Raw genomic sequence first — 23,562 nt, forward strand, 5'->3', positions numbered from 1 at the left:
TCCGTGAGAGAGAAGGACACAGCCGCTGGCGGAGGCGCTACTCGGAGAGTGCCGCCCGAGCGGCCTCGAGAACGGTGTCGTGGCGGGTGTCGTTGGAGACGATCAGGCTGTCGTCGCCGTCGGTGAACCGCGCTCCCGAGAGCGTCGTCGCGCGGCCGCCGGCCCGGCGGACGAGGTGGACGCCGGCCAGCGAATCCCACGCGTTCGGCGGGTCGGGCATGATCGCCCCGTCCATCCCGCCGGCGGCGACCAGCGCGAGCAGGCCCTGAATGCTGCCGAAGCGGCGGATGTCCCCGAACCGTTCGAGCACTTCCCGGACGATTGCGGACGGCCCCTCCGGGTCGCTCGTCGACCAGCGCCCCGTGGTGCCGATGGCGAACTCGGCGGGGTCGGTCCGGTCGCTGACGCTCATCGGTTCGTCGTTGCGCGAGACGCTCTCGGGGCCGGCCGTGTAGACGTCCTCCATCGCCGGCATCGCAGTCGCGCCCGCCACCGGGTCGCCGTCGACGACGGCGGCGACGCTGCTCGCCCAGAACCGGATCTCCCGGACGAAATTCGCCGTGCCGTCGATCGGGTCGACGACCCACGCGGGACCCGCCTCGGGGACGGTCTCGGCGACCTCGATGTCGCCGACGCCGACCGGGGGAACGTCTTCCTCACAGACGACCGTCGCGCCGGGGAACTCCTGTGCGATCGTCGCAAGGACCTGTTGTTGGGCCTCGCGGTCCGCGTTCGAGACCACGTCTGTCGGACTCGATTTGCTCTCGACGGTGAGGTCGCCCCGGAACGCCTCTCTGGCGACGACGCCGCCGGCCCGTGCGGCCCGCTCGGCGACCGCCGCGCGGTGAGTCGCTTCGCTCATGTGAACGGAGACCAGCGCACAACTGATAGCCCCGTCGGTTCGACTCGCGGCTCAACAGAAGCCCAGTTCGGACGCGGTCGGCGTCACCTCGACAGCGCCCCCGCAGTTTGGACAGGAGCACAGATCCGTCGAGATGTACGTGACATTACACGGTTGACAGACGTACAGCGATACCGAGTCCTGCTCTCGTGTGTCCGAGAACCGCTCGTCACCGGCCCAGACTCGACTCACGGCGGTCTGTATCCAGTTGCGCACGCTTCGGATCATCATTGTGTGATCTCGAGAAATGTGTCGTTCGGGAGGCTGTCCTTGTTGGCTCTGAGTAACCGGATAACGGGTTCAATCTCCCCCCAGTTCGGGCCCGTCACGACCGTGTCCCGCTCTCTGTCCCAGACGACATAGCCCATGCTGTCGAGTTTCGGGAGGTGAGTGTGCATCAGTTCGATTTTCTCGTCGGCACTGCTGACGGCTATCGACGGACGCTCTGCGAGCTTGACGAGGAGATGTCTCCGCGTCCGGTGTCCGAGCGCGTCCGCTACCTGATCGAATCCCATTGTGGTCTGCACAGATGCATAGAAACGTCTCTCTCACTTGTCCACAGTGCATGGTACACGAGGCACTAATAAGGTCACCCGCGGTTGCCGTACTGTGACCGACCCCCGGCAGGGTCAGCGCTGTTCGACCTGAGTGGCCTCTTCGTCCAGTTCGTCTTCCATCGCGATGAGCGTGTTTTCGGTGAGTGTCACGATAGCGCGACGCAGTCGCTCCGTGACGGCCTGGTCCGAGACGCCGAGTTCGTCGGCCAAATCCTGCGTCGACATCCGTCGCGGAATCGAGTAGTAACCGCCTTCGACCGCGCGCATCAGCGTCTCACGCTGAGGATGGGTCACTCCGTACCACATCCCTGTCCCCGGGCGGGTGGGGTTGTAGACGCGGCCGACTTCGAGGGAGATGTCCGCGTCCGAGCAGTACTCCTGGAACTGGCTGAGCGCCTCGTGGGTCGGGAACCGAATCTCGAACTCCCAGGTGCTCGCCGTCCCGGTGGCGCTGAGAAGCTGTCCGTTCAGATCGGTGAGCCCCCGAAAGAGCGTATCTGCCCCGATGTCCCAGTCGAGTGAGTACAGTCGCTCCCGGCCGTGTCGCGTCACCTCGACGATGTTCTCGACGGCCGGGTGGTTGCTGACGCTTCTCTCGAAGGACTCTCTGACCTCGTCGCTCACGGTAAAGAAGGGAACCGCTGTCTCGCCCAGCGGCACCATCGTTTCGAGTTTGACCGTCCCGCGGGCCTCTATTTCGAGGATCTGGCCAAGCTCGAACGCGTCGGCTGGGATCCGAAAGTGCGCGATGACGGCCATTATACTGAAAGGTGGTGTTCGAGACAGGTAAATATGACCGGCTTGGTGTGCCAACCCGCGCTGCGGATGCTTGGTGTACCATGCTCTTCGGTAGACATATGCGTGTGGCGTGTATCGTATACGGTGGATCAAACACCTGTACGGACAGTGGCCGGGGCCGTACGGGTCGAGGATTACGCAGTCACTATGACACACGAGAAACTCCGCGACGAGTCAATTGCCAATGCCGACGAGTTCGAGGCCGTCCTCGCCGAGGCGGTGGAGAAAGCCATCGAGAGCGACGTGGACGTCCGCGGGGCCTGGGAGTTCCGAACGCGAGGGTCGACACACGACTGGGAAGTGGAGATTGTCGAGCTAGCGAGACGCCCCGACGACGAGGACGAATAAGGGGATACCACGTCGATACAGACGGGAAACTGGCGTCAACTATCCGTCAGCTACGAAAACCCGCCGACATGTCTCGACGCTTAGCCGGACTCTCGAAGACGCACAGAGCCAGCCCTATCGGTCATCGCTCGGGGCAGAAAACAGCAGGAACTCAGCAGTCGTTACTCGCGGAGGCGGTGGCTCAGCACTACCTCGTCGAGTTCGTCGGTTCGGCCGCCGTCGGTGGCGATATCTTCAGGCTCTTCGACCATCGGGACCAGTGGGGCTCCCGTGTTCTCGGCGTCTGTGAAGTGCTCGTACATGGTTCGATCCGGATCCTTCATGGTTCATCATGAAGGTCCTATTCCAACAATTGCGACTGTCGGTAATAAATGTAATGATCTTTTATCCAGTTTGGGAGAGGATACCACCGAGTCCGACAAACGCTCGTGCAGTTTCGGCCGTTCGGCGGGGTCGTAGCGTCTTTCTTACCGCCCCGTTACTAGATCGGCCCCAGTATCTGCCCTGAATTATTAACTTTGACTGTACAAGTAATAATGCTTTTCACCGAACGGGGCGAAGGTGAGAGTATGAGCCCAACCCGACGGGAGGTACTCGGTGCGGCCGCGGGGACGGCGGCCCTCGGAGCCGCCGGCTGTCTGGACGTGATCGGCCTCGGGGACGAGCCGGTCGAGGCCGACGGCTACGCCGCCTTCTACCCGCTGTGGGATTTCGCGGAACACGTCGGCGGCGACGCCCTCTCGTTCACCGAACCGGTCGGGACGGGACGGATCGGCCACGGCTGGAGCCCGGACGCGAACCTCGTCCCGGAAGTCGCCTCGACGGAGGTGTTCGTCTACCTCGATACGCCGGAGTTCTCCTGGGCGCAGGACATCGCGGAGACGCTCGAACGGGATCACCCCGACGTGGCGCTGATCGACCTGTTCGGGGTGGCCGAGCGTGTCACCGGCGACGGGAGTTCGGACGGACAGGATTCCCATCTCGAACACGACCCACACATCTGGCTCGATCCGCTCGTGGCGCGGGAGATGGTGACGACTCTCGGAAGCGAACTCGGCGAGGTCGCCCCGGATGACAGTTCGACGTTCGCGGACAACGCCGACTCATACGCGGCGGAGATCACGAGTGTCCACGAGCAACTACGATCTGTCGTCGAGGAGGCCGCACTCGACACCGCCGTACTCGTCGGACACAACTCATTTGCGTACCTGGCGACCCGATACGGGATCACGCTCGAAACCCCAGTCGGAATCAGCCCGAACGCGGCGGCTTCACAGGAGGACATCGGCAAGCTACTCACCGTGATCGAACAGGAGGGGATCGATACCGTCCTCTACGACCCCTTCGAGGCCGGCGCGAGCGGGGAGTATCCCCGCCTCGTCGAGACGGTCTTCGAGAACTCCGCGGCGAGCAACGCGGAGCCGCTGACGCCAATCTCCGGGACGACCGACGAGTGGGAGGACAACGGCTGGGGCTGGACCGAACAGATGACCGAGATCAACGTTCCCTCGCTAGAGACTGCCCTGAATCCGGGATGACTCACCGGGTAGCGAGGGTCTTATTAACAGATATGAATTCGATAATAACACTTTTCAGTACTCATCGACAGGTACAGATAGGTGATGGTCAGTGAGCGTCGCAGTTGAAGCTACGGACGTGACCTTCGCGTACGGCGAGACTGTCGCCGTCGAAAACGTCTCGCTGACCGTCGAAGAGGGATCATTTCTGGGGTTGATCGGGCCGAACGGGTCGGGGAAGACGACACTTCTCCACCTGTTGATCGGGTTGAAAGAGCCGGACAGCGGCTCCGTCGAGCTGTTCGGCCAGCCGATGTCGGCCTTCGAGGACGGCGAGCGGATCGGCTACGTCTCCCAGCGGGCGACCGACCGGAGCGGGACGATGCCGGTTTCCGTCCGTGAGGCCGTCCTGATGGGACGGTTCCCCCACGCCGGTCTCGGGCGTATCGGCGAGGAGGATCGAGAGATCGCCGCGCGTGCGCTCGAACGAGTCGGTATCGCGGAGTTGGCTGATCGGCCCATCGGACAGCTCTCGGGCGGGCAGCGACAGCGGGCGTTCATCGCGCGGGCGCTGGCCTCGGAGGCCGATCTACTGGCGCTCGACGAACCGACCGTCGGCGTCGACGCCGATTCCCGGACCGAGTTCTACAACATGCTCGACGAACTCAACGACGAGGGGATCACCATCATCCTGATCGAACACGACGTGGACATCCTGACCGAACACGTCGACTCCGTCGCCTGTCTCAACAGGGAGCTATACCACCACGGCGACACCGTCTCCTTCCTGGAGAGCGACGCCATCGCCGAGGCCTACGGGACGACCGGGAGAGTCATCGCACACGAACACCCATGAGCGCGGAGGCCGCAGACGAGACCGAATCGGTCGGGACACGGGCGACCGACAGCCGACACGCTGCGGAGCGGATCGCGCTCGGGTCGATTGGGCTGCTCGCTCTCGTGATGCTTGGGTTCGTGTTCGTCGACTGGCTGCGGCAACTCGGCGGACCGGCAGGCGCAGTCGGCGTCGCGGTCTTCGAGGGGTACGTCGGTGCCGGCGGGGCGCTCGACGCCCTGCTCGGCACCCGGGTGTTCGAGTTTCCCGGCACGATCCGGGCGGTCGCGACGGGCGTGCTCGTCGGCATCGTCGGCCCGCTCGTCGGGGCGTTTCTGGTCCATCGCCAGATGGCGTTGATCGGAGAGACCCTCGCGCACACCGCCTTCGCCGGCGTCGCCATCGGCGTGGTCGTGACCGGGCTAACCGGCCTCGCGGGCACGCGCGAGCAATTAATCTTCGTCGCGTTTTTCGTGAGCGCGCTCGCGGCGCTCGGTCTCCAGCGGCTGACCGAGCGGACTGACTCCTACGGCGACGTGCCGATTGCAATCGTCCTGACCGGGAGTTTCGCGCTCGGAACGCTACTCATCTCGGCGTTTCGTGACCGGATCGCCATCGGGATCGAAATCGAGGATTTCCTGTTCGGCCAGCTCGCTATCGTCACCGTCGACGGCACGCGGATGGTCGCCGTGCTCACCGTCGCCGTCGTCGCGCTGGTGGTGCTGAACTACAAGCAACTGTTCTACATCACCTTCGACGAACAGGCCGCCCGCGTCGCCCGGATCAACGTCGGAGGGTACAACTCGCTGCTGATCGTCATGACCGCACTCGTCGTCGTCGGGGCGATGCAGATTCTCGGCGTGATCCTGGTGGCCGGACTGCTCGTGATCCCCGCTGCCGCCGCCTCGCAGGTCGGCCGAAGCTTCCGGGAGACGCTGTCGCTGTCGGTGATCTTCGGACAGTGCTCGGTCCTTCTGGGAATCTTTCTCGCCCTCGTCGGCGGCTTGCCGGCCGGCGGGTCGATCATCCTCGTCGCAATCGCCGTCTACGCCCTGGCGGTGGGCCTCTCCGACCGGTCGACCAACCTTTCGGTTCACTGACGAGAGACGGGGCGAGGCCGGGGCTGTCGGGCACAATTCTTTTACTCGTATACTCACTGGTGAGGAAGCACGAAGAGATGCTGCGGGCGATCCACCTCGGCGCGTTTCTACTCGCCGTCGTCGGCTGCCTACTCGCCGCCTGGCGCGTACGGGGAGTTAGCCACGACGGGACGAGACGCGGGCTCACCGGACTGTTCGTCCTGTCGGCGGTGTGGGCGTTCGGACAGGCCGTGTTGCTGGCGAACCCGCCGCTGTCGGTCGCCCACGGCTCGTACATCGTCGCACTGATCGCCGGATTCGGGACCGTCTGGGCCTGGCTGTACTTCTGTTCGGCCTATGCCGGACAGTCGTACCACCGGGACGGGTGGCTCCGGCGGACGGCGACGGTGGTGTTTCTCGGTATCGCGGGACTGAAGTTGACGAACCCGGTCCACGAATCGTACTTCGCCGTCGAGCGGGTGACAGAGCCGTTTCCGCACGCGCAGATCGAACTGCTCGGACTGCACGAGGTGGTGACGGTGCTGGCGTACGCGCTGACGGCGGTCGGATTCTTCATGCTGTTCGAGCTGTTTCGACGCTCTGAACTGCCGAAGAGACGACTCACGGCGTTGGTCGGACTGACGACGCTGCCAGTCGGGTTGGACGTGCTCAGCGATCTGGGGGTGACGCAGTTGGTCGCGAACACGTACGTCCCGCTTGGGGTCGCCGCGTTCGGGATCGGCGCGCTCTTCGTCGCCGAGGCGGGCTTCGAGCAGGTCCACTGGGCGTCACACCGGGAGCTACTCGACCGGATCAATCAGGGCGTGATCATCGTCGACGACAGCGGGACGATCCGGGACTACAACGCCGCCGCCCGGTGGTTGTTCCCACAGTTGGAGGCCGGCGAGCCTCTCGACGAAACTGTCGACGCACTCACCGATGCAGCCTCGCTTGGGCGAGAGAGCGACGACACGGATATCGTTACCGTCGAACGCGGGACGGGGACGATCCACTGCCTGGTCGGGCGGACCAAACTGACGATCGGCCCGGAAATGTACGGCCAGGCGGTGATGATCAGCGACGTGACGACGGTCGAGCGCCAGCGCCGAGAGCTCAAGCGTCAGTCCGAACAACTCGACGATTTCGCCGCCGCGATCGCACACGAACTCCGGAACACGCTGACGATCACCGAGTCGAACCTGGTACTGCTCAGTGACGACCTAAAGACGGGAGCGACAGAGGACGGCCGGGAGCGGGTCGCGCGGCTTCAAGAGGCGACCGAGCGGATGACGACGATTGTCGACGACCTCAACACGCTCGCTCGGCTGAGCCAGACCGTCACGGAGTTAGATAGCCTCGCGTTCGGGTCGGTGGTCGAGGAGACCGTCGAGGCGACGAACCCGGAACTGGGGCTGACGCTGGACGGCGACGGAGAGATTCGGGCGGACCGGACTCGCTTCCGGGAGTTGGTGCGAAACGTCGCGATGCTGGCCGGTGAGACCGACACGACCGAACTCCGGGCGCGCGTCGAGGGAGAGACGATCGAGTTCGCGTTTCGGACCCCGGAACCGGTCGCGGTCGACGGTCTGCTCGAATACGGCGAGGCAGTCCCTCACGCAGAAGCGGGCATGCTCGGCCCGAACATCCAGACCCTCGCCCGAGCACAGGGCTGGGCCGTGCGAATCGACGAGCGAGCGGACGGGTTCTGTATCGCGCTCGCCGATACTGCCGGGGGGACGGACGGCCGAAATGAGTCCGGATGGGCGTGAGAGAGGTGACACGGACCGAGTTGTCACTACAGAATCTTGGCGGTTCCCGGCATCTCGCCGGGAGAGAATTTGCGAGGGAAGATCGCTCCGCGCACGGGTCGTGGGCTCACGGGCACTGCCCGTTCGCCTGCCGAGGCCTCGCTTCGCTCGGCCTCGCACTCCCCGTTTGCAACGAGGTCGCGACCGACCTCGCGGATCTTCCCGCACTGTTTGCGAGGGCCCGCGTGGGCCGACAGTGCGAGGGATGCGATTTGAACGCATGGACCCCTACGGGAGCGGATCTTGAGTCCGCCGCCGTTTCCAGGCTTGGCTACCCTCGCACGTCCGAGAGGTGGGATCCCGCCACCCTGTATGTTACGGATCGCTGGTCGGGTTACGCCGCGAGGACGGCGGGAGGTCAGTGCTGGTGGCGTTCTGTCTGCTCCTCGTCGGCCTCGCGTTCGGTCTGTGAGTCCGACCGATCCGACGCCGAAGCGGAGTCGTCGGCCTCGGTGACCTGGAGCTCCTCTGACTCAAGAGTGATCTCGTGGTGTGTGTCGATCTCCGCGAGTGCCTCGGCTGACGGCAGTCCTTCCTCGCCTTCAGCGACTGATTCGGGATCCGGCGCGTCGGGCTCCGGTTCGCGGTCGGGCATCGGCGGTTCGGGGTCCTCGGCCGTCGGTTCGGCGTGGCGCATGCGCATGACCGCATCGGCCATCGTCTCCAGTCGGGGGGCGATGGCGTCGACCCGCTCCGGAGCGAACTCCGTCGCGAGCTCGTGGGCGCGTTCGAGGTGTTTCTGTGCGTTCAGACAGGATTCGAGCGCCGCTTTCAGATCCCCCGCTTCCTGTCTGTCCGCGCCGCGGTTCCAGCACTCGTCTGCGAGTTGGCTGTGGAGGTCGATCAACTCCCGTGCGGCGTAGTCGAGTTCTGGTCGCACCGTCTCGGGATCCCCGGCGAAGTTGCGCTCGTCGGTCCCCCACTCCAGCGTGAGAACGTGCCCGTACCGTTTGAACGCCCGTTCCCAGTGCTCGACGGCCTCCGCGGGTTCGTCGGCCGATTCTCCCGCAATCTTGGCTTCGTGGGCCTGTCGCAGCGGCTCCGCGGCGACGGTCTCGATCTTCCAGCCTAAGCTCTCGAGATCCTCCTCCAACTCCCGCTGTGCGCCGAACTGGAAGGCGTCCCCGCGTTCGACGGCCGCGCGACACGCCGTCGCCTGCTCGTGGTCGGCCTGGGCCTGCTGGAGCACCTTCCGACCCTGTTCGTAGTCGCCGTTCTCGATCAACTGCCGGCCGAGTTCGAGTTGATCCAGTCCGCGCTCGATGTACAGCCGGGTGTGTGCGGTTTCGAGCGTCCGTCCGAGTTCGGTCAGTTCCGGCGCGAGCACGGACTCGGGCACCGGATCGGTACAGAACACGTCGTTCAACAGGTCGTCGAGACGGCGACGGGCCTCGCGGTAGGTCTCGAAACCCGCCTCCCACTCCAGGTCGTCGGCGTGTGATCTGATCTCCCCGGCCGCGAGGTCGATGTCGCTGGTGAGCGTCCGGATTCGACCGCGGATCTCGCCGATCCAGCGGAGGTGGTTGGCGACCGCGGGCGGGGCCGGCGAACTGCCGCGCCAGGTCAGTCCGATCCCCTCGGTGGTGGTCAGCGAGAGCACCGGATCGCCGACCGAGATCGAGGCGATTTCGTCGTATCTGAGCGTGACCGCTCCCGAGTCGGGACTGTCCGGTATCGTGAACAGAATCCGACGGGTCGTGACGACCGTGTGTATCGGTCGATCCACGACCGTCCGCTCTCCTTCCTTCATCCGGATCACACCGTCCGGGCTGTTGAACCCGCCGATCACTCGCTCGCTATCAGCGATGAGATCGTCGAGGTGCGCGGCGTCGGAGCCGTCGCTCGCGGCGGATAAATCGGCCCCTGTATCCGGGTTCTCGGGCGGTGTGCTAATAGCCGATCCCGTAGTGTGATTCTCACAGAAGATAATAAATCGCTCGGGACGTGACAGTGAGTCGGGTATACGCGGGGAAAATCGGGTCTCAGGAGTCCTCGGCGGAGGGGTCCGACTCCTCGATTCGGGTTTCGAGTTCCGCGACCATCCCTCCGACGGTCTCTTCGAGAACCGGCAGCGAGTTACGCTGGTAGGCGACGACGAGACGGTAGACGACGGCGTAGGCGAGAACTGTCACGACGACGGCGAGGATCGTATTGCCAACGAGGAGGCGGACGACGATCTCACTCCCGGCGCTGAACGAGGGCGTGTCACCGATTCCGAAGCCGTCGACGGGTCCCAACAGGAGAAATCCCAGCGCGAAGCTCCCGGCGTAGACGCCCCACTTCACGATGGGGTTGAACACGGCGACCGAGGAGAACAGTGCGATGCTGTTGATCCACTCGAACAGCCGAATCAGGACGACGAAAACGATCAGGCCGAAACCGAACGTCGGCAGCATCGTGATGAACGTCCCGAGGGCGAAACTCAGGGCAATTTGGCGGGGCGTGTGCTCGTGCGTGAACGAGTCATAGACCGCCGCTCGGACGCGGTGTAGGTATCCCCGGACGCGGCCCATCTGACCCTCGGTACTCGTGGGGCAGGCAAGTAGTTGTCGGGCAGAGCGCTCGTCGGAGTACAGAAGTGTCGGGAGGCCAGCCAGAGAGTGGATCGGGCGCGTATCAGCGGGGAGTCGGCTCGCTGTCGGGGTATCGGAGACGGAGATACAGTCGGGCGGCGGCAACCTGGACGGCGCCGACGACGATTGCGAGGCTGACCGCGTACGAGACCGACGCGCCGACCAGCAGGGCCGGGTAGTCGGTAAGCTCGAACTGGTCGGCCGCTTCTGTCGGGGAAACGCCCGGTTCGGCCGGGAGGTCGGCACCGGTGGCGAACAGAACGCCCGAGGTAACAATCGAGAGGACGATCACCAGCGCGAAGACGGAGAGAGAGGCGAGAACGAGCAGTCCGAGGGTTTTGAGGCTGATCTCCGACGTGAGATCCCAACTGGTCGAGAGGCTGTCGACGACGCCCTCGCCGTCGAGCACGCAGGCCGGAAAGGCCAAAAATAGCCGACTGCCGACGTAGAGTCCGGGCAGGAGAAACACCGTCAGCCCCAGGCCGAACGGGATGACGAACAGCAGCCAGATCGCGAACAGCGACGGGAAGACGCCGACGACCTGCTGTGCCCGTGCGGCGACCGACGACGAGGCGCTCTCGCGGTCGTATTCGGTCCCGACGTAGATGATCCCGGCGACGAACAGCCCGAACAGCCCGGTCAGCGCCGCGGCGGGAGCGAGCGAAGGCGGGGCGAAAAAGTAGATCAGAAAGAACCCGAGCCAAGCGACGAACAGCCCGGCGAGCGACAGCGGCTGCCCGAAGATGCCCCGGAGCGAGGAGCCGAACAGTTCGATTGCCCCCGGCGAGGACGGACCGGGAGAGCGGACCGTCCCGACCCCGGGCGGGTCCTCGTACCCCTCCGGCGGCGGGTCGCCCTCGAAGGTATTTTCGGATCCGGGTCGAGCGGTGGGCTCCGGGCTGTGGTCGTGGCTATCGACACCGCCGTGACCGGAGTCACTACGGGACACGTCGCCAACCGGCTCGCCACAGTAGCTACAGTACCGCTGTTCGTCGGTGACCTCCTCACCGCAGTTCGTACAGTATGGCACGGATATACGTGGGTATCAGTGCTGGGAAAATAAAGCGTCGGGGAGACGCGGTTACGTCGCGCTGTCGATTGCCTGATCCAGGTCGTCGATGATATCCTGCGTTCCCTCGAGGCCGACAGACAGTCGAATCATGTCCGGGGTCGTCCCCGAGGCCTCCTGTTCCTCCTCGGTGAGTTGCTGGTGGGTCGTACTCGCCGGATGGATGATCAGCGTCTTGGCGTCGCCGACGTTCGCCAGCAGGCTGGCGAGTTCGACCTCGTCGCACATCGTTCGACCGCCCTCGTAGCCGGTTTCGAGACCGAACGTGATCATCCCGCCGTAGCCGCCGTCGAGATACTCGCTGGCGTTGCCGTGGGTCTCGTGGTCCGAGAGGCCGGGGTAGTTGACCCAGGCGACCCCGGAGTGATCCGCGAGATACTCCGCGACGGCCATCGCGTTCTCACAGTGTCGGGGCATCCGATGCGGGAGGCTCTCGATGCCCTGGATCGTCTGCCAGGCGTCGAACGGCGACTGCTGGTTCCCCATATCGCGGAGGCCGCGGGCGATTGCCGTGTACGTGAAGGCCTGTTCACCCATCGTCTCGGCGAAGTTGACGCCGTGGTAGGCGGGGTTGTCCTGTGCGATTTCGGGGTACTCCTCGGCGTGTGCGCTCCAGTCGAAGTTACCCCCGTCGACGACGATGCCGCCGACGGTCGTCCCCGATCCGTGAATCCACTTGGTCGTCGAGTTCCAGACTAGGTTTGCGCCGTGTTCGATGGGATTGCAGAGATACGGCGTCCCGAACGTGTTGTCGACGAACAGCGGAATCCCGTGGTCGTCCGCAATCGATGCGAGGCGATCGAAATCCGGCGTCACCAGAGCGGGGTTGCCGATAGTTTCGCAGTGGATGTACTTCGTGTTCTCGTCGATGGCCTCCTCGTAGGCCTCGTAATCGAGCGTGTCGACAAACCGGGCTTCGACGCCCTGTCGGGGCAGGGTGTGCGTGTAGTAGGTGTAGGTGCCGCCGTACAGCGAGGAGGCGGTGACGATGTTGTCCCCGGCATCTGCGAGGATGAAATCGGTCAGGTTGAGCGCCGCCATCCCCGAGGCAGTCGCGACTGCGCCGACGCCACCTTCCATGGCGGCCAGCCGTTCCTGGAGCATCTCGACGGTCGGGTTCATCAGCCGGGAGTAGATGTAGCCCGGTTCCTCCAGCGCGAACTGGCTGGCGGCGTCGTCGGCGTCGTCGAAGACGTACGAGGTGGTCTGATAGATCGGCGGGGCGCGCGCCCCCGTTGCGGGATCCGGTTCTTCCTGTCCGACGTGGAGTGCCTGTGTCTCGATGGAATCGTCGTCGCTCATACCACCGACCAGCGCATCCCGGTACGTGAATCTTCCCCCGAATCTCACTCCCGGGCGAGCAGTTCGTCGAGAAGTTTCGACTGCGCGGCGTTGAGATGCTCCGTGAACGTCGAGGGTTCGATACCGAGCGCCTCGGAGACCTCGCTGGCGTTGGAGTTGCGGGGATACTCGAAATACCCCATCTCGTGGGCGGTCTGGAGCACCTCCTGCTGGCGGTCGGTCAGCCGTCTGAGATCGACCGGGACGAGATTCGACTCCGCCGCCTGGTCGCGGCCCTGGACGAGGTACTCGATCCGGACGGTGCCAAAGCGGTCGTTCAGTTCGCCCAGCAACTCCCGGAGTTTCTCGACATCACCGGCGTGGATCGTAACGTGAAGGTTGCCTCCAGTCGCGTACGCGTCCGTGACTGGGCCGAGCGACTGCTCGATGTACTCACAGATACAGGGGTCGTCGTAGTCGCGCTCGAACTCGTAGACCCGCTGAGCGCCGTAATCGAAGACCTCCTCGGCCTCGTCTGTGGCTGGTTCGTCCGCGGTCGTGAACTGCTCGGTGACGATCCCGTCCGACTCGGTCGTCCAGGACACGTCTCGGAGCGGGCTGTCTGCCCCCGCCGAACTCGCCGCGACGGGACACTGCTCCGGGCGCTCGAAGACAAACTCCGCACGAACTCCTGACATACGCTCCGGTACGTGATGACCCACAAAATAACGGGAGTGCTCTTCTCAACTCCTGGGAATCGCCGAAACGGGAGGTACTGGAGCGCGAGCCGAACATGAGCGGGGGAGTTCCCAGCGAACTGGAATCGCCTCCGTGCTCTTTTGAGTCGGGAGCGAATGCCCCGTCAATGCGGGGACTCGACACCAGCGAGCGGCCGGTCGTCTTCATCTGGGAACTCACCCAGGCCTGTGAGCTTTCCTGTGAACACTGCCGGGCGGACGCGCAGCCACATCGGCATCCCGACGAACTGAGCACCGCCGAGGGGAAACAACTGCTGGAGGATGTCAGCGAGTTCGGCGAGGGGCAGTTGGTCGTGCTCTCGGGGGGAGACCCCTGCAAGCGCGAGGATCTGGTCGAACTCGTCGACTACGGCACCGATCTCGGGCTCTCGATGACGCTGACCCCGAGCGGAACCGACCAGTTGACCCGGGAAGTGATCCAGGACCTCGCCGACGTGGGACTCAAGCGCATGGCGCTCAGCATCGACGGTCCGGACCCCGACTCACACGACGCCTTCCGCGGAGAAGCGGGAAGCTTCGAGCAGACGATGCGCGCTGCGAAGGCCGCGGCCGATGTCGGCGTCCCGCTGCAGATCAACACGACCGTCTGCCGGCGAACCGTCGGCGGACTCCCGGAACTGCGGACGCTGGTCGCCGATCTCGACGCCGTGCTCTGGAGTGTCTTCTTTCTGGTCCCGGTCGGACGCGGTCGGGTGCTCGACCCGATTTCCCCCGAGCGCGCCGACGACGTGATGTCCTGGCTCGGGGATGTCAGCGACGAGGAGGAATTTGCGGTGAAAACGACCGAGGCCCCGCAGTACCGCCGCGTGCTGGCACAGGGCGACGCCGACGGCGGCAACCGCCGCGGCGGCGTCATCGCCGGAGACGGCTTCGCCTTCGTCAGCCACACCGGCGAGATGTACCCCTCGGGGTTCCTGCCGGAGTCCGTCGGCAACGTCACAGACGAGGATCCCGTCGACCTGTACCGGAACGCGGAACTGTTCGAGCGGCTGCGCGACCGCGATCAACTGAAGGGGAAATGCGGGGCCTGTCCGTTCCGCTCGATCTGTGGGGGCAGTCGCTCGCGGGCGTACGCCTACACGGGCGATCCGCTGGAGAGCGACCCGCTCTGTCCGTTCGTCCCGCCGGAGTACGACGGGCCGCTCCCGGAACAGGAGTTCGCCTCGGGAGACTGAGAGTAACTTGGAACCCAGCGGGCGGCCCGACGGTCGATGGCGGGGGTGGTCCCGGTAGTCGGTACCTGCTGTGCTCACCTACGACGCTGTCTGTCGTCGCCGGGTGGTATCATCCGTCGTCGGCGTGAGCGGACCGGTCGGCCCCTGGCGAGTGGCCGTCGGCGGAGTTGGGCTCCGAGTGCTGTCCGGAACCGTTCGCGGCCGCGTGTGCGGGTTCCGGCTGGTCGTCGTCGACGGCGGGCACGGGGACGTTTCCGAGGGCGTCCTCGACGATGTCGGTCGGGCTGATCTCGCGGACGCTGGCATCGGCCCCCAGCACGAGTCGGTGAGCGAACACCGGGACGGCCATCTCCTTGATGTCGTCCGGGACGACGTACTCCCGGCCGGCGACGACCGCACGGGCGCGAGAGGCCTCGAACAGTCGCTGGATGCCTCGCGGGGAGATGCCGACCTCGACGCGGTCGTCGAAGCGGGTCCACCGGCCGAGTTCGATGATGTAATCCCGGAGGCGCGGATCGACCTCGGTGTGTTCGGGGACCTGCTGGAGTTCGCTCACCTGGGCGGCATCGATGACCGGTTCGATCGAGGGGGTGCGCTCGATTCGCCCGGCGCGGCGGTCCAACAGGAGTCGTTCGCCCTCCGCCTCGGGGTAGCCCAGAGAGGTCTTGATCATGAACCGATCCCGCTGGGCCTCCGGGAGGCCGAAGGTCCCTTCCTGCTCGACGGGGTTCTGGGTCGCGATGACGAAAAACGGCTCCGGGAGGTCGTAGGTCACCCCGTCGACGGTGACCTGCTTTTCGCCCATCGCTTCCAGCAGGGCGGCCTGGGTCTTCGGCGGCGCGCGGTTGATCTCGTCGGCCAACACGACGTTGGCGAAGATGGGGCCGCGGGAGAACTCGAACTCGCCGGTTGCGTCGTTGTAGATGTTCGAGCCCGTGATATCCGCGGGGAGGAGGTCGGGCGTGAACTGGATCCGCTGGAAGGAGAGATCCAGCGCGGTCGCGAAGGTTCGTGCCGTCAGCGTCTTCCCGGTACCGGGAACGTCTTCGAGGAGGACGTGGCCGCGAGCGAGGATGCCAGTCAGGGTGGTCCGGAGAAACTGCCGGTCGGCGATCACCGCTTCGCCGATTGCCTCGATGACCTGCTCTGAGAGCGTGCCGGCCGTCTCGTGATCCATGCACACACGTCCGCGACACGCGAGCAAAAGTCTCCTGATTTTCCGTCCGAAAGACAGGTCCGGACCGCTGGGCCGGTGTGAACCGGGAATTGTTGAACAATGTAACTTCGAGTTGATCTCCGACGCAACATTGTACGAGACTTTATTAGGGCCGGCCCGCAATCCCGGAGTAGCTATGACAGCACCGAACACGGAGCAGTTCAGTGTCGAGGGACAGACCGCGATCATCACGGGCGCATCGAGCGGCATCGGGCGCTCGATTGCCGAGGAGTTCGCCGCCGGGGGCTCGAACGTCGTCATCTGCTCGCGCGAGCAGGACAACGTCGACCCGGTCGCCGAGGAGATCAACGACAGCGAGCGACCCGGCGAGGCCCTGGCAGTCGAGTGTGACGTGACCGACCGGGACGCCGTCGAGGCGCTGGTCGAGGCGACCGTCGAGGAGTTCGGCGGCGTCGACTGCCTCGTCAACAACGCCGGCGCGAGCTTCATGGCCGACTTCGACGAGATCAGCGAGAACGGCTGGAAGACCATCGTCGACATCAACCTCCACGGGACCTTCCACTGCACCCAGGCCGCCGCGGAGTACCTCGAGGAGAGCGACGGGACGATCATCAACTTCGCGAGCGTCGCCGGGCAGAAGGGTTCGCCGTACATGAGCCACTACGCCGCCGCGAAGGCCGCCGTCATCAACTTCACGACGACTATCGCCCACGAGTACGCCGACCGCGGGATCCGCGTCAACTGCATCGCACCCGGGTTCGTCGCGACCCCGGGCGTCGAATCCCAGATGGGCGTCAGCGCGGACAACATCGACCGGTCGGCGGTCGACCGCCGGATCGGGCTGAGCGAGGAGATTGCCGACATCACGCAGTTCCTCGCCAGCGAGGCCTCCTCGTACATCGTCGGGGAGACGATCACCGCCAAGGGCGTCCCGAACATCATGGAAGAGATGCCCGACGCCTGAGCCCGGCAGTATCGCTTTTCTCCGGGGCACAGCAGGTCGGCCGAGGGGCCGTATCCGATGATTCGTTGCGAAAGTCACGGGTCGAGTTGCCGAGCGGCGTCGACGGCCCGAAACCCGGATTAGGCGCGGCGTCGTACCGACCGTATGCGCGAGGCCGAGCGAACGACCCGCCAGCGGATCGCCGACCGACTGCGAGAACAGCCGTTACAGGCCGGTGCAATCGCAAACGAGTTCGACATCACCACGGGCGAAGCACTCAGCCACGTCGAACACCTCTCGAAGTCGCTGGAACACGAGTCCGAACAGCTACTGGTCGCACCCCCGGAGTGTCGGGAGTGCGGGTTCACGGACTTCGACGACCTGATCAACCGGCCGAGTCGCTGTCCTGACTGCAAGAGTGAGTCCGTCGAGGAGCCGCTGTTTCGAGTGGAGTAACCGTCGGCTGGAGTCGAGCGGTCAACTTCCGGAGAAGCCGATCCGAGTCGAGCGGTCAGTCCCCGGAGAAGTAAGCACAAGTCGATCTATCAGTTCCCGGAGAAGCCGATCCGGCCCCGCGAGGAGAGGTCGTGCTCCCCGGAGGGGCCGAGATTCTCGAACTCGTAGTCGTCGTCGGTGAGATAGACGACGCCGTCTTCGACCGTCACGTCGACTTCCTCGATTGTCGCGCCCTCGCAGGGGCCGTACGTACAGTCCCCGGTGGCCGTCTCGAAGGTCGCGCCGTGTTTCGTACAGACCAGTTCGTCCTCCCGGACCGTCGCGCCGCCGCCGGAGTCGAGACGTACGTCCGTCCAGTGCGGACAGTAGTTTTTCAGCGCGACGACGCCGTCGGCGAGTCTGAGCAGGATCGCTTCCTCCTTGTCGAAGCCGTCCCGGATCGTAAAGAGCAGGGAACTGTCCGCGGGGACGTCCTCGACCGGAGCGATGCGGCTATCATCTTCCATTGACTCACTGTGGGGGATACGGCCAATTGAACGTACCGGTGAGATGGGCCCCGGCCGAGGACACAACGCACAAACGCGCCCTCGCCCAGTGTGAGATATGGAGACGACACGGCATTTCGTCGCAACGGTGTACGTCGTCAACGACGGTGCGGTCGCGCTGCACGAACACGACAAACTCGACATGTGGCTCCCCGCCGGCGGTCACCTCGACCGTGACGAGTTACCACACGAGGCGGCCGTCCGAGAGACTCGCGAGGAACTCGGGCTGGACGTGGAACTGGTAACGCCGGAGTCGGCGGGACTGGAGTCCGAGACCGCGCGCTCGATTCCGAAGCCACAGCATTTCCTGCTGGAAGATATCAACGTCAAAGACGGTGAGGTCGGCCACCAGCACGTCGATTTCATCTACTACGGCCGGGCCGAGAGCCGGGATATCGATCCCGGCCCGGGAGAGGCGCCCGCGGAGGCGTGGGTCTGGTTCACCCCGGAGGATCTCGCAGGCAACGAGATGCTGCCGGCGGACGTTCGGGAGGCCGGACGACGGGCCATCGAGGCGATCGAGGGGAGTTGAGGGAAACAGAAGATTGATGCGAGAGACGGAGCAAGGACGGACGATGACAACCCCCGAGAAACGCGACGGTGCGGGCGATTCCGGGGCCGACGCTACGGATCCCGGCGGGGATTCTGCAGGGGAAACGACGGGGCGTTCGCGGGGGAACGCCGACCGAGAGCGGACGGAGAGAGCGGAGGGACGGGCGGCCGACAGTCGACGGGATCCGCCGACCCCGATCCGGGCCGATGGGCCCGAGGACGGCGACCCCGACGATCTGACGCTGTTTCTCAGAGACATCGTGACGAGTATCGGCGCGGTCGTCCTGTTGGGGCTGTACATTTTCATGATCAGCGGCGTCTGGCCGCCGATGGTCGCCATCGAGAGCGGGAGCATGGAGCCGAACATGTCCCAGAACGATCTGGTCTTCGTTATGGAGACCGACCGCTTCCAGCCCGACGCGGCACACGGCGATACGGGGGTCGTCACTGCCCAACAGGGGGCAGAAATCGGTTACCAGCAGTTCGGCAACAGCGGGGACGTGATCGTCTACAACCCCCAGGGCAACGAGAACGTGACACCGATCATCCACCGGGCGATGTTCTGGGTCGAAGAGGGTGAGAACTGGTGTGATCGGGCCAACGACGAGTTCTACGTCGAAGAGGAGCAGTGCAACAGCGCCCCCCACGCCGGGTTCATCACGAAAGGCGATCACAATCCGACCTACGACCAGGCGGGGACTGGCAACCTCGAACCCGTCAAACCCGAGTGGATCGTCGGGACTGCGGAGGTCCGGGTCCCGGGGTTGGGCTGGCTCAGACTCCAGTTCTGAACGGGGCTCAGAAGGCGACTTCGATCGCTCTGAGGAGAATCTGGACGCCGTTGAAGATGACGTGGCCGACGATCGGAACGAACAGATTCTCCGTGTACCGGTACGCGGCACCGAGAACGAGTCCGAAACCGACGAACATCCCGAAAGTGAGAACTTCGCCGCCAGCGCCGACGGAGACGGTCGAGTGGATCGACGCGAAAAGGAGGCTCGCAACGGCGATACCGACCGCGGGGCCGATCCCGTCGGTCAGTCGTCGCTGGATTAGACCACGGAAAAGGAGTTCCTCCATCGGGACGGCAACGAGCGTGGAAACGGCGAACAGGAGGAGATAGAAGGCCGGGCTACGGGCCCGTCCGACGGCCGATTCCGCCGGTGCGATGCCCAGGAGACTGAACAACACCGTTGCGGCGACGGCGACGAGCATCAGCGCGAGTCCGACCGCGCTCCCGTAGAAGAGCGTCCACTGCGTACACTCGGTGAGTCGGAGATACGACCGGGGCCGCTGTCGGTGGGCAGCGAGAAACGCCGCGGAAGGGACGCCGAAGCCGAGAACCTGCAGCGCGGTCGTACTGACGAGCAGGCGACTCGTCGTACCGGGGGGACCGACCTCGAACACCGCCGCGAACAGCCATGCGACCCCCCGAGAGAGCGCCATCGCAGACCCGAACAGGAGGAGCGCAACGACGAGGGCGACGACGCCGCGGGTGACCGGGCCGAGGACCGACCCGGGGAGGCGAACGACGACTGGGCCGGCTCCGCCGGTCGGTCCGCGTGACTGACTCATCGGCACGGCTATCGGAGGCCGGACGGTAAATCTGTTTTCACCGTCGGCTCTTTAGGTACCTGTGGTATCGAACTGGTATCGGTAGGGCTGATCTCGGATGACTTCGACATCGCCTGTCTGTGCACGACGCCCCAACACGGTCGCGACGCGGTGTGCGCTCTCGAACTCCTCGTCGTGTTCTTCGAGCAACTGGAGAATCTCGCGGGCCGTCAGCGGTTCGTCCGCATCGGCTTCCTCTAACACCGTGCGGATACGCTCGAACTCGCTGCGGTGCAAGCTCATACGTATGTCATCGTGTTCCAAACACATTAAACGGCGTCAGACACACCTCAGGAAAGATATACGTAACAATCGACCGACGGAGCCGGGAGGCAGGTGGTGGGGCCCGTCAGACAGGGTGTCTGTCGGAACCGGCTGTGAACCGCAGAAGGTGACTCCCCGGAGGGACCGAGGTGCGTCGGGAGGTCCAGTCGAAACGGATCCCTATCTTCTTAGGCGTTGCAACGAGTACATCAGGCAACAGGATGGCACAGGGCGACGCCGGGGAGTACGGGCCGGGAGAGGACCGAGAGACACCGGGCCCGGGAGAGGACCAACAGCAACCGGGTGGTGTTGACGATCCGGGGAGGACCCGGCGACAGGTGCTGAAAGCCGGCGTCGGGCTCGGTGCCGTGGCAGCGGTGGGCTACGGTTATCGTCAGTCTCGGGAGGAGGTGTTCCCGACGGGGGACGGATCGACTCTCGACGACGTGCCGGAGCGGGCGGAGTTCGTCTTCAGTTGGACCGGAAGCGAGCTGCTGGCCGCGGACGGACTGCAACGGGCGACCGATCCGGAGCTGGCGGCGCTGGGAATCGAGGGGATACAGACGACTACCGACGTGTTCGAGACCATCGAGGCGGCGACCACGATCGCGCCACGGGAACTCGGTGAGGTGAGCGCGTTCGGGACGATTCCGACCGAATCGGAGTCCTACGCCGGTCTCGTGTTCGAGTCCAGCGCCGATCCGGAGACTGTGCGGGAGCGACTCGGCGAGCGGGGAAATCTACTCGAGACGGCGGAGCACCGCGGACAGACGATGTGGGTCGTCGGAAACGACCAACTCACCTGGACGCTCGCGCTCTGTCACCTGTCGGGGGGGCGGTACGCGCTCGGCTCTCGGACCGAACTCGAAGATGTCATCGACGTCCGACAGGGGGAGCAACGCCGGCTCGGTGGAATGGTGATAGACGGGTTCGAGGGCGCTTCGGACGGACTGCTCAGGGGAGGGTTCGTCGTCCCGCCCGCGGCGTTTTCCGCGCTCGATCTCTCGATCACGACCGGACTCGCCGACAGCATCGAGTACGGCTTCAGTTCGCTCTCGGACGGAGTGTTGACCGTCACGCTCGTCGCCCCGGACGACGGGACCGCACAGGATCTCGATACGACGCTGAACGCGCTCGGGCAACTCGACAGAACTGACATCGCGGCAGCCGTGGGCGACTCACCGGTTATTCAGGTGGTGCTGACGATCCTCGAAGACCTGAATACGACGGTCAACGGCAGGGAAGTAACGGCGACAGTCGAGGACGGCTTCCGGGTGCCGGCGATTCTGATCAGTTTCCTGCTCGAAGAAGCCCTGCTCGGTTGAGCGAATCAGTCCTGCCAGTGTTCGGGGACCTGGACGGTGTACTTGCCGTCTTCCTGCAGAGCGATGATGTACTCCTCCCGGTCGAACAGTTCCATCAGGTTGAGTTCGTACTGGCCCGGTTCGAGCACTTTGATCGACTCGAACTGCTGGTTGAGTTCGGCCCGGAGTTCGGAGAGATCCGGTCGGTCGGCCTGCTCCGCGGTCGTCTCCGACTGTGTCGGCTCCGGTCCCTCCGCGGTCGGCTCCGACCGTGTCGACCCCGGTTCTGTGGTGCTCTGTGGCGTCGACTCCGGTTCGGTCTCGGTCCGGGGTCCCGGGGTCGTCTGTGCCCACCCTGACCGCTCCGGGGCCGGCGGCAGTTCGTCCGGAGAGATCACCTCGCTCCGCGCGCTGGCCTGGGCCTCGTTTTCGGATTCCGCGGTCGTCATCGTCGCCGGGTCGGGTTCGCGAAGTGGATCCGAGGTCGTCCCGGCGCGGTCGTCACTGTCGGAGGGAACCGAGGAGGCCGACCCCGCTGTCGACGGATCACGGTCCGACGAAGGCGTGTCCGGACTCGGCGGAGAGCCATCGGGTGCTGAGTCCGGCCCGCTAACTTCCGGCGCATCCGGTCCCGACGGACGGTCTGGGCCGCCGGACGGGCCGGGACCCGATCCACCGACGAGATCACGGACGGCCGTCGCGGCACTGCCGACCTTCCGGGCGACCGAGGAACTCGGCTCGTCGATCGATGCTGGCTCCTCGGGTGTCGGCTCCGGATCCGCCCGCCCGTCGGGGAGAAACTGGAACTTCGTTCCGCCGCAGTCCGGACAGCCCGACAGCATCTCCTTCGAACCGTCGTCGAACTGCCGGCCGCAGTCTGTACACTGGTGTGGCATGGCCTATTTCCGTGAAACGAGCGTCTGGATGATCGTTTCGTCCTTGTGCAGCGTCTCGATCTGGTTCGCCGGTCCGATGACCGTGAGTTTGTTCGTCGACTCCCGACCCATCAGTCGGTCGAGGAAACTCGCGTCCGCGGTCTCCGAGCGCGGGTACGTCTCGATCTCGATACCGTTGAACTCGTCGGGGCTGATCTCGGTCATCGTCACCTCGATGAGTCTCGACTCCTCCTCCGGGGAGAGCCCCTCTTCGAGGATCACGATGTTGCCGTCGCGGACTCCGTCGAGGATCAGCCGAATCTTCTCCATGCTCGCCAGCCCGTCCATCCGGGTCGCGCTGATGAGATCGATCTGAACGCCTTCGCCGTCTGGTTGTGGTGTCGTCGACATGATATCACCCGAAGTACTCCGCGATTTTGTCGTACACTTCGTCCATGTTGTCGCCTTCGAGTGCCGACAGCGGGATCGTCTCGTGTTGCGGGAAGGCGTTTCTGATCCGCTGGGTGCTCGATTCCTCGAGGTCGATCTTGTTCGAGAGAATCAGCACCGGCAGATCCTGGCTCTCGATGATCCCGATCAGCATCGTGTTGACCTGGGTGAACGGATCTGCGGTCGAATCGAGGACGTAGATCACGCCGTCGACATCTTCTCGAAGCCAGTGCATGGCCTCAGCGACTCCCTCCGTCGCCTCGCGGGAGCGACGGACGGCGTCGTCTTTGTCCATGTCGTGTTCGAGAAACTCCGTGTAGTCGACTTTCGTCGCGACACCGGGTGTGTCGACGACATCGATAGTGACGGTCTTGCCGTCACGTTCGATCTCGACGTTTTCCTTCCTGCGTGCGCGGCGCGTCTCGTGGGGCACGTGACTCTCCGGCCCGACCGCGTCGCCGTGTTCGGTCCAATCCCGAGCGATTCGGTTTGCGAGCGTCGTCTTCCCCGCGTTCGGCGGTCCGTAGATGCCGATCCGCTTGGGCTCCTCGTCGGAGAACAACGTTGCGATACTTGATCTGAGGCTTGTTAGCAGTCCCATCCTTTCCTCCTGACCCCGCAAACGGGGCTTGACTCAACAAGCCGACGCTATTTACTTAAGAGTATGTCAGACATACATCAAA

At 64.7% G+C, this 23,562-nt stretch carries 27 protein-coding genes and 1 tRNA gene; 11 read left to right on the forward strand and 17 right to left on the reverse strand.

The window, feature by feature from the left end; all coding sequences use genetic code 11:
* Positions 1 to 37 precede the first annotated feature (37 nt).
* The 3 genes from GRX03_RS05335 to GRX03_RS05345 all read right to left on the reverse strand — a co-directional run bounded on the left by GRX03_RS05335 (position 38) and on the right by GRX03_RS05345 (position 2,217).
* Positions 38 to 862 carry an inositol monophosphatase family protein gene (locus tag GRX03_RS05335; RefSeq protein WP_159763108.1) on the reverse strand — a complete coding sequence of 275 codons (825 nt, stop codon included), beginning with the start codon at positions 860 to 862 and terminating at the stop codon, positions 38 to 40.
* Between the two features lie 266 nt (positions 863 to 1,128).
* On the reverse strand, positions 1,129 to 1,416 hold the full coding sequence (locus tag GRX03_RS05340; protein ID WP_159763109.1) for a DUF7344 domain-containing protein: 288 nt from the start codon (positions 1,414 to 1,416) through the stop codon (positions 1,129 to 1,131).
* A gap of 114 nt (positions 1,417 to 1,530) precedes the next feature.
* Positions 1,531 to 2,217: a helix-turn-helix domain-containing protein gene (locus GRX03_RS05345; protein ID WP_159763110.1), complete on the reverse strand. Its 687-nt coding sequence runs from the start codon at positions 2,215 to 2,217 to the stop codon at positions 1,531 to 1,533.
* 186 nt (positions 2,218 to 2,403) lie between these two features.
* On the opposite strand from GRX03_RS05345, the gene GRX03_RS05350 reads away from it, so the two are divergent.
* A complete protein-coding gene (locus GRX03_RS05350) occupies positions 2,404 to 2,604 on the forward strand; it encodes a hypothetical protein (protein ID WP_159763111.1) in 201 nt (66 codons plus the stop codon).
* A gap of 161 nt (positions 2,605 to 2,765) precedes the next feature.
* Here the strand turns inward: GRX03_RS05350 and GRX03_RS05355 are convergent, their stop codons facing one another.
* The gene (locus GRX03_RS05355; RefSeq protein WP_159763112.1) at positions 2,766 to 2,927 is read right to left on the reverse strand and encodes a hypothetical protein; all 162 of its coding nucleotides are present in this window, start codon (positions 2,925 to 2,927) and stop codon (positions 2,766 to 2,768) included.
* A gap of 246 nt (positions 2,928 to 3,173) precedes the next feature.
* Between GRX03_RS05355 and GRX03_RS05360 the strand changes: the two genes are divergently transcribed.
* The 4 genes from GRX03_RS05360 to GRX03_RS05375 all read left to right on the forward strand — a co-directional run bounded on the left by GRX03_RS05360 (position 3,174) and on the right by GRX03_RS05375 (position 7,804).
* The gene (locus GRX03_RS05360) at positions 3,174 to 4,142 is read left to right on the forward strand and encodes a metal ABC transporter substrate-binding protein (protein WP_159763113.1); all 969 of its coding nucleotides are present in this window, start codon (positions 3,174 to 3,176) and stop codon (positions 4,140 to 4,142) included.
* Positions 4,143 to 4,233: 91 nt separating this feature from the next.
* Complete coding sequence (locus tag GRX03_RS05365) at positions 4,234 to 4,977, forward strand: metal ABC transporter ATP-binding protein (RefSeq protein ID WP_368278033.1); 744 nt, start codon at positions 4,234 to 4,236, stop codon at positions 4,975 to 4,977.
* Entirely contained in the window at positions 4,974 to 6,056 is a 1,083-nt protein-coding gene (locus tag GRX03_RS05370; protein WP_159763114.1) for a metal ABC transporter permease, read from the forward strand. The genes GRX03_RS05365 and GRX03_RS05370 overlap by 4 nt, the downstream gene beginning before the upstream one ends.
* Before the next feature lie 59 nt (positions 6,057 to 6,115).
* Positions 6,116 to 7,804 (forward strand): histidine kinase N-terminal 7TM domain-containing protein, encoded by a 1,689-nt coding sequence (locus GRX03_RS05375; RefSeq protein WP_159763115.1) that lies wholly within the window; start codon positions 6,116 to 6,118, stop codon positions 7,802 to 7,804.
* Between the two features lie 236 nt (positions 7,805 to 8,040).
* On the opposite strand, the gene GRX03_RS05380 is transcribed toward GRX03_RS05375, so the two are convergent.
* From GRX03_RS05380 to GRX03_RS05405, 6 genes are all read right to left on the reverse strand, one after another.
* A tRNA-Leu gene (locus tag GRX03_RS05380) sits at positions 8,041 to 8,124 on the reverse strand.
* A gap of 77 nt (positions 8,125 to 8,201) precedes the next feature.
* Positions 8,202 to 9,593 carry a hypothetical protein gene (locus tag GRX03_RS05385; RefSeq protein ID WP_159763116.1) on the reverse strand — a complete coding sequence of 464 codons (1,392 nt, stop codon included), beginning with the start codon at positions 9,591 to 9,593 and terminating at the stop codon, positions 8,202 to 8,204.
* Positions 9,594 to 9,825: 232 nt separating this feature from the next.
* On the reverse strand, positions 9,826 to 10,356 hold the full coding sequence (locus GRX03_RS05390; protein ID WP_159763117.1) for a DUF2062 domain-containing protein: 531 nt from the start codon (positions 10,354 to 10,356) through the stop codon (positions 9,826 to 9,828).
* A 103-nt stretch (positions 10,357 to 10,459) separates the two neighbouring features.
* Positions 10,460 to 11,446 (reverse strand): zinc-ribbon domain-containing protein, encoded by a 987-nt coding sequence (locus GRX03_RS17025; protein ID WP_159763118.1) that lies wholly within the window; start codon positions 11,444 to 11,446, stop codon positions 10,460 to 10,462.
* A gap of 51 nt (positions 11,447 to 11,497) precedes the next feature.
* On the reverse strand, positions 11,498 to 12,787 hold the full coding sequence (locus GRX03_RS05400) for an O-acetylhomoserine aminocarboxypropyltransferase/cysteine synthase family protein (RefSeq protein WP_159763119.1): 1,290 nt from the start codon (positions 12,785 to 12,787) through the stop codon (positions 11,498 to 11,500).
* A gap of 44 nt (positions 12,788 to 12,831) precedes the next feature.
* Positions 12,832 to 13,464: a helix-turn-helix domain-containing protein gene (locus GRX03_RS05405; protein WP_159763120.1), complete on the reverse strand. Its 633-nt coding sequence runs from the start codon at positions 13,462 to 13,464 to the stop codon at positions 12,832 to 12,834.
* Between the two features lie 167 nt (positions 13,465 to 13,631).
* Here GRX03_RS05405 and GRX03_RS05410 point away from each other — a divergent pair, with 167 nt between their 5' ends.
* Positions 13,632 to 14,699, forward strand: coding sequence for a radical SAM protein (locus GRX03_RS05410; RefSeq protein WP_159763121.1), 1,068 nt, complete (start codon positions 13,632 to 13,634; stop codon positions 14,697 to 14,699).
* Between the two features lie 109 nt (positions 14,700 to 14,808).
* On the opposite strand, the gene GRX03_RS05415 is transcribed toward GRX03_RS05410, so the two are convergent.
* On the reverse strand, positions 14,809 to 15,876 hold the full coding sequence (locus GRX03_RS05415) for an AAA family ATPase (RefSeq protein ID WP_159763122.1): 1,068 nt from the start codon (positions 15,874 to 15,876) through the stop codon (positions 14,809 to 14,811).
* Positions 15,877 to 16,051: 175 nt separating this feature from the next.
* Between GRX03_RS05415 and GRX03_RS05420 the strand changes: the two genes are divergently transcribed.
* Both GRX03_RS05420 and GRX03_RS05425 read left to right on the forward strand, forming a co-directional pair.
* A complete protein-coding gene (locus GRX03_RS05420; RefSeq protein ID WP_159763123.1) occupies positions 16,052 to 16,840 on the forward strand; it encodes an SDR family NAD(P)-dependent oxidoreductase in 789 nt (262 codons plus the stop codon).
* A 144-nt stretch (positions 16,841 to 16,984) separates the two neighbouring features.
* On the forward strand, positions 16,985 to 17,275 hold the full coding sequence (locus GRX03_RS05425) for a transcriptional regulator (RefSeq protein ID WP_159763124.1): 291 nt from the start codon (positions 16,985 to 16,987) through the stop codon (positions 17,273 to 17,275).
* Between the two features lie 89 nt (positions 17,276 to 17,364).
* On the opposite strand, the gene GRX03_RS05430 is transcribed toward GRX03_RS05425, so the two are convergent.
* A complete protein-coding gene (locus GRX03_RS05430) occupies positions 17,365 to 17,781 on the reverse strand; it encodes a Rieske (2Fe-2S) protein (RefSeq protein ID WP_159763125.1) in 417 nt (138 codons plus the stop codon).
* 97 nt (positions 17,782 to 17,878) lie between these two features.
* Here GRX03_RS05430 and GRX03_RS05435 point away from each other — a divergent pair, with 97 nt between their 5' ends.
* Both GRX03_RS05435 and GRX03_RS05440 read left to right on the forward strand, forming a co-directional pair.
* Positions 17,879 to 18,352: an NUDIX hydrolase gene (locus tag GRX03_RS05435; RefSeq protein WP_159763126.1), complete on the forward strand. Its 474-nt coding sequence runs from the start codon at positions 17,879 to 17,881 to the stop codon at positions 18,350 to 18,352.
* Positions 18,353 to 18,395: 43 nt separating this feature from the next.
* The gene (locus GRX03_RS05440; protein ID WP_233739781.1) at positions 18,396 to 19,163 is read left to right on the forward strand and encodes a S26 family signal peptidase; all 768 of its coding nucleotides are present in this window, start codon (positions 18,396 to 18,398) and stop codon (positions 19,161 to 19,163) included.
* Between the two features lie 7 nt (positions 19,164 to 19,170).
* Here GRX03_RS05440 and GRX03_RS05445 read toward each other — a convergent pair whose 3' ends face one another.
* Positions 19,171 to 19,947 carry a CPBP family intramembrane glutamic endopeptidase gene (locus GRX03_RS05445; protein ID WP_159763127.1) on the reverse strand — a complete coding sequence of 259 codons (777 nt, stop codon included), beginning with the start codon at positions 19,945 to 19,947 and terminating at the stop codon, positions 19,171 to 19,173.
* Between the two features lie 51 nt (positions 19,948 to 19,998).
* Positions 19,999 to 20,229 carry a hypothetical protein gene (locus GRX03_RS05450; protein ID WP_159763128.1) on the reverse strand — a complete coding sequence of 77 codons (231 nt, stop codon included), beginning with the start codon at positions 20,227 to 20,229 and terminating at the stop codon, positions 19,999 to 20,001.
* A 242-nt stretch (positions 20,230 to 20,471) separates the two neighbouring features.
* Between GRX03_RS05450 and GRX03_RS05455 the strand changes: the two genes are divergently transcribed.
* Positions 20,472 to 21,575 carry a hypothetical protein gene (locus tag GRX03_RS05455; protein ID WP_159763129.1) on the forward strand — a complete coding sequence of 368 codons (1,104 nt, stop codon included), beginning with the start codon at positions 20,472 to 20,474 and terminating at the stop codon, positions 21,573 to 21,575.
* 5 nt (positions 21,576 to 21,580) lie between these two features.
* On the opposite strand, the gene GRX03_RS05460 is transcribed toward GRX03_RS05455, so the two are convergent.
* From GRX03_RS05460 to GRX03_RS05470, 3 genes are read right to left on the reverse strand one after another with little or no spacing between them, the layout of a single operon-like run.
* Positions 21,581 to 22,450, reverse strand: coding sequence for an OapC/ArvC family zinc-ribbon domain-containing protein (locus GRX03_RS05460; RefSeq protein WP_159763130.1), 870 nt, complete (start codon positions 22,448 to 22,450; stop codon positions 21,581 to 21,583).
* A gap of 3 nt (positions 22,451 to 22,453) precedes the next feature.
* Entirely contained in the window at positions 22,454 to 22,840 is a 387-nt protein-coding gene (locus GRX03_RS05465) for a DUF2073 domain-containing protein (RefSeq protein WP_159763131.1), read from the reverse strand.
* Between the two features lie 4 nt (positions 22,841 to 22,844).
* Positions 22,845 to 23,480, reverse strand: coding sequence for an Era-like GTP-binding protein (locus GRX03_RS05470; RefSeq protein WP_159763132.1), 636 nt, complete (start codon positions 23,478 to 23,480; stop codon positions 22,845 to 22,847).
* Between the last annotated feature and the right edge of the window lie 82 nt (positions 23,481 to 23,562).

Origin of the sequence: Halovenus carboxidivorans (assembly GCF_009831575.1) — an archaeon.
In the GTDB taxonomy this organism is placed as follows: Archaea; Halobacteriota; Halobacteria; order Halobacteriales; family Haloarculaceae; genus Halovenus; species Halovenus carboxidivorans.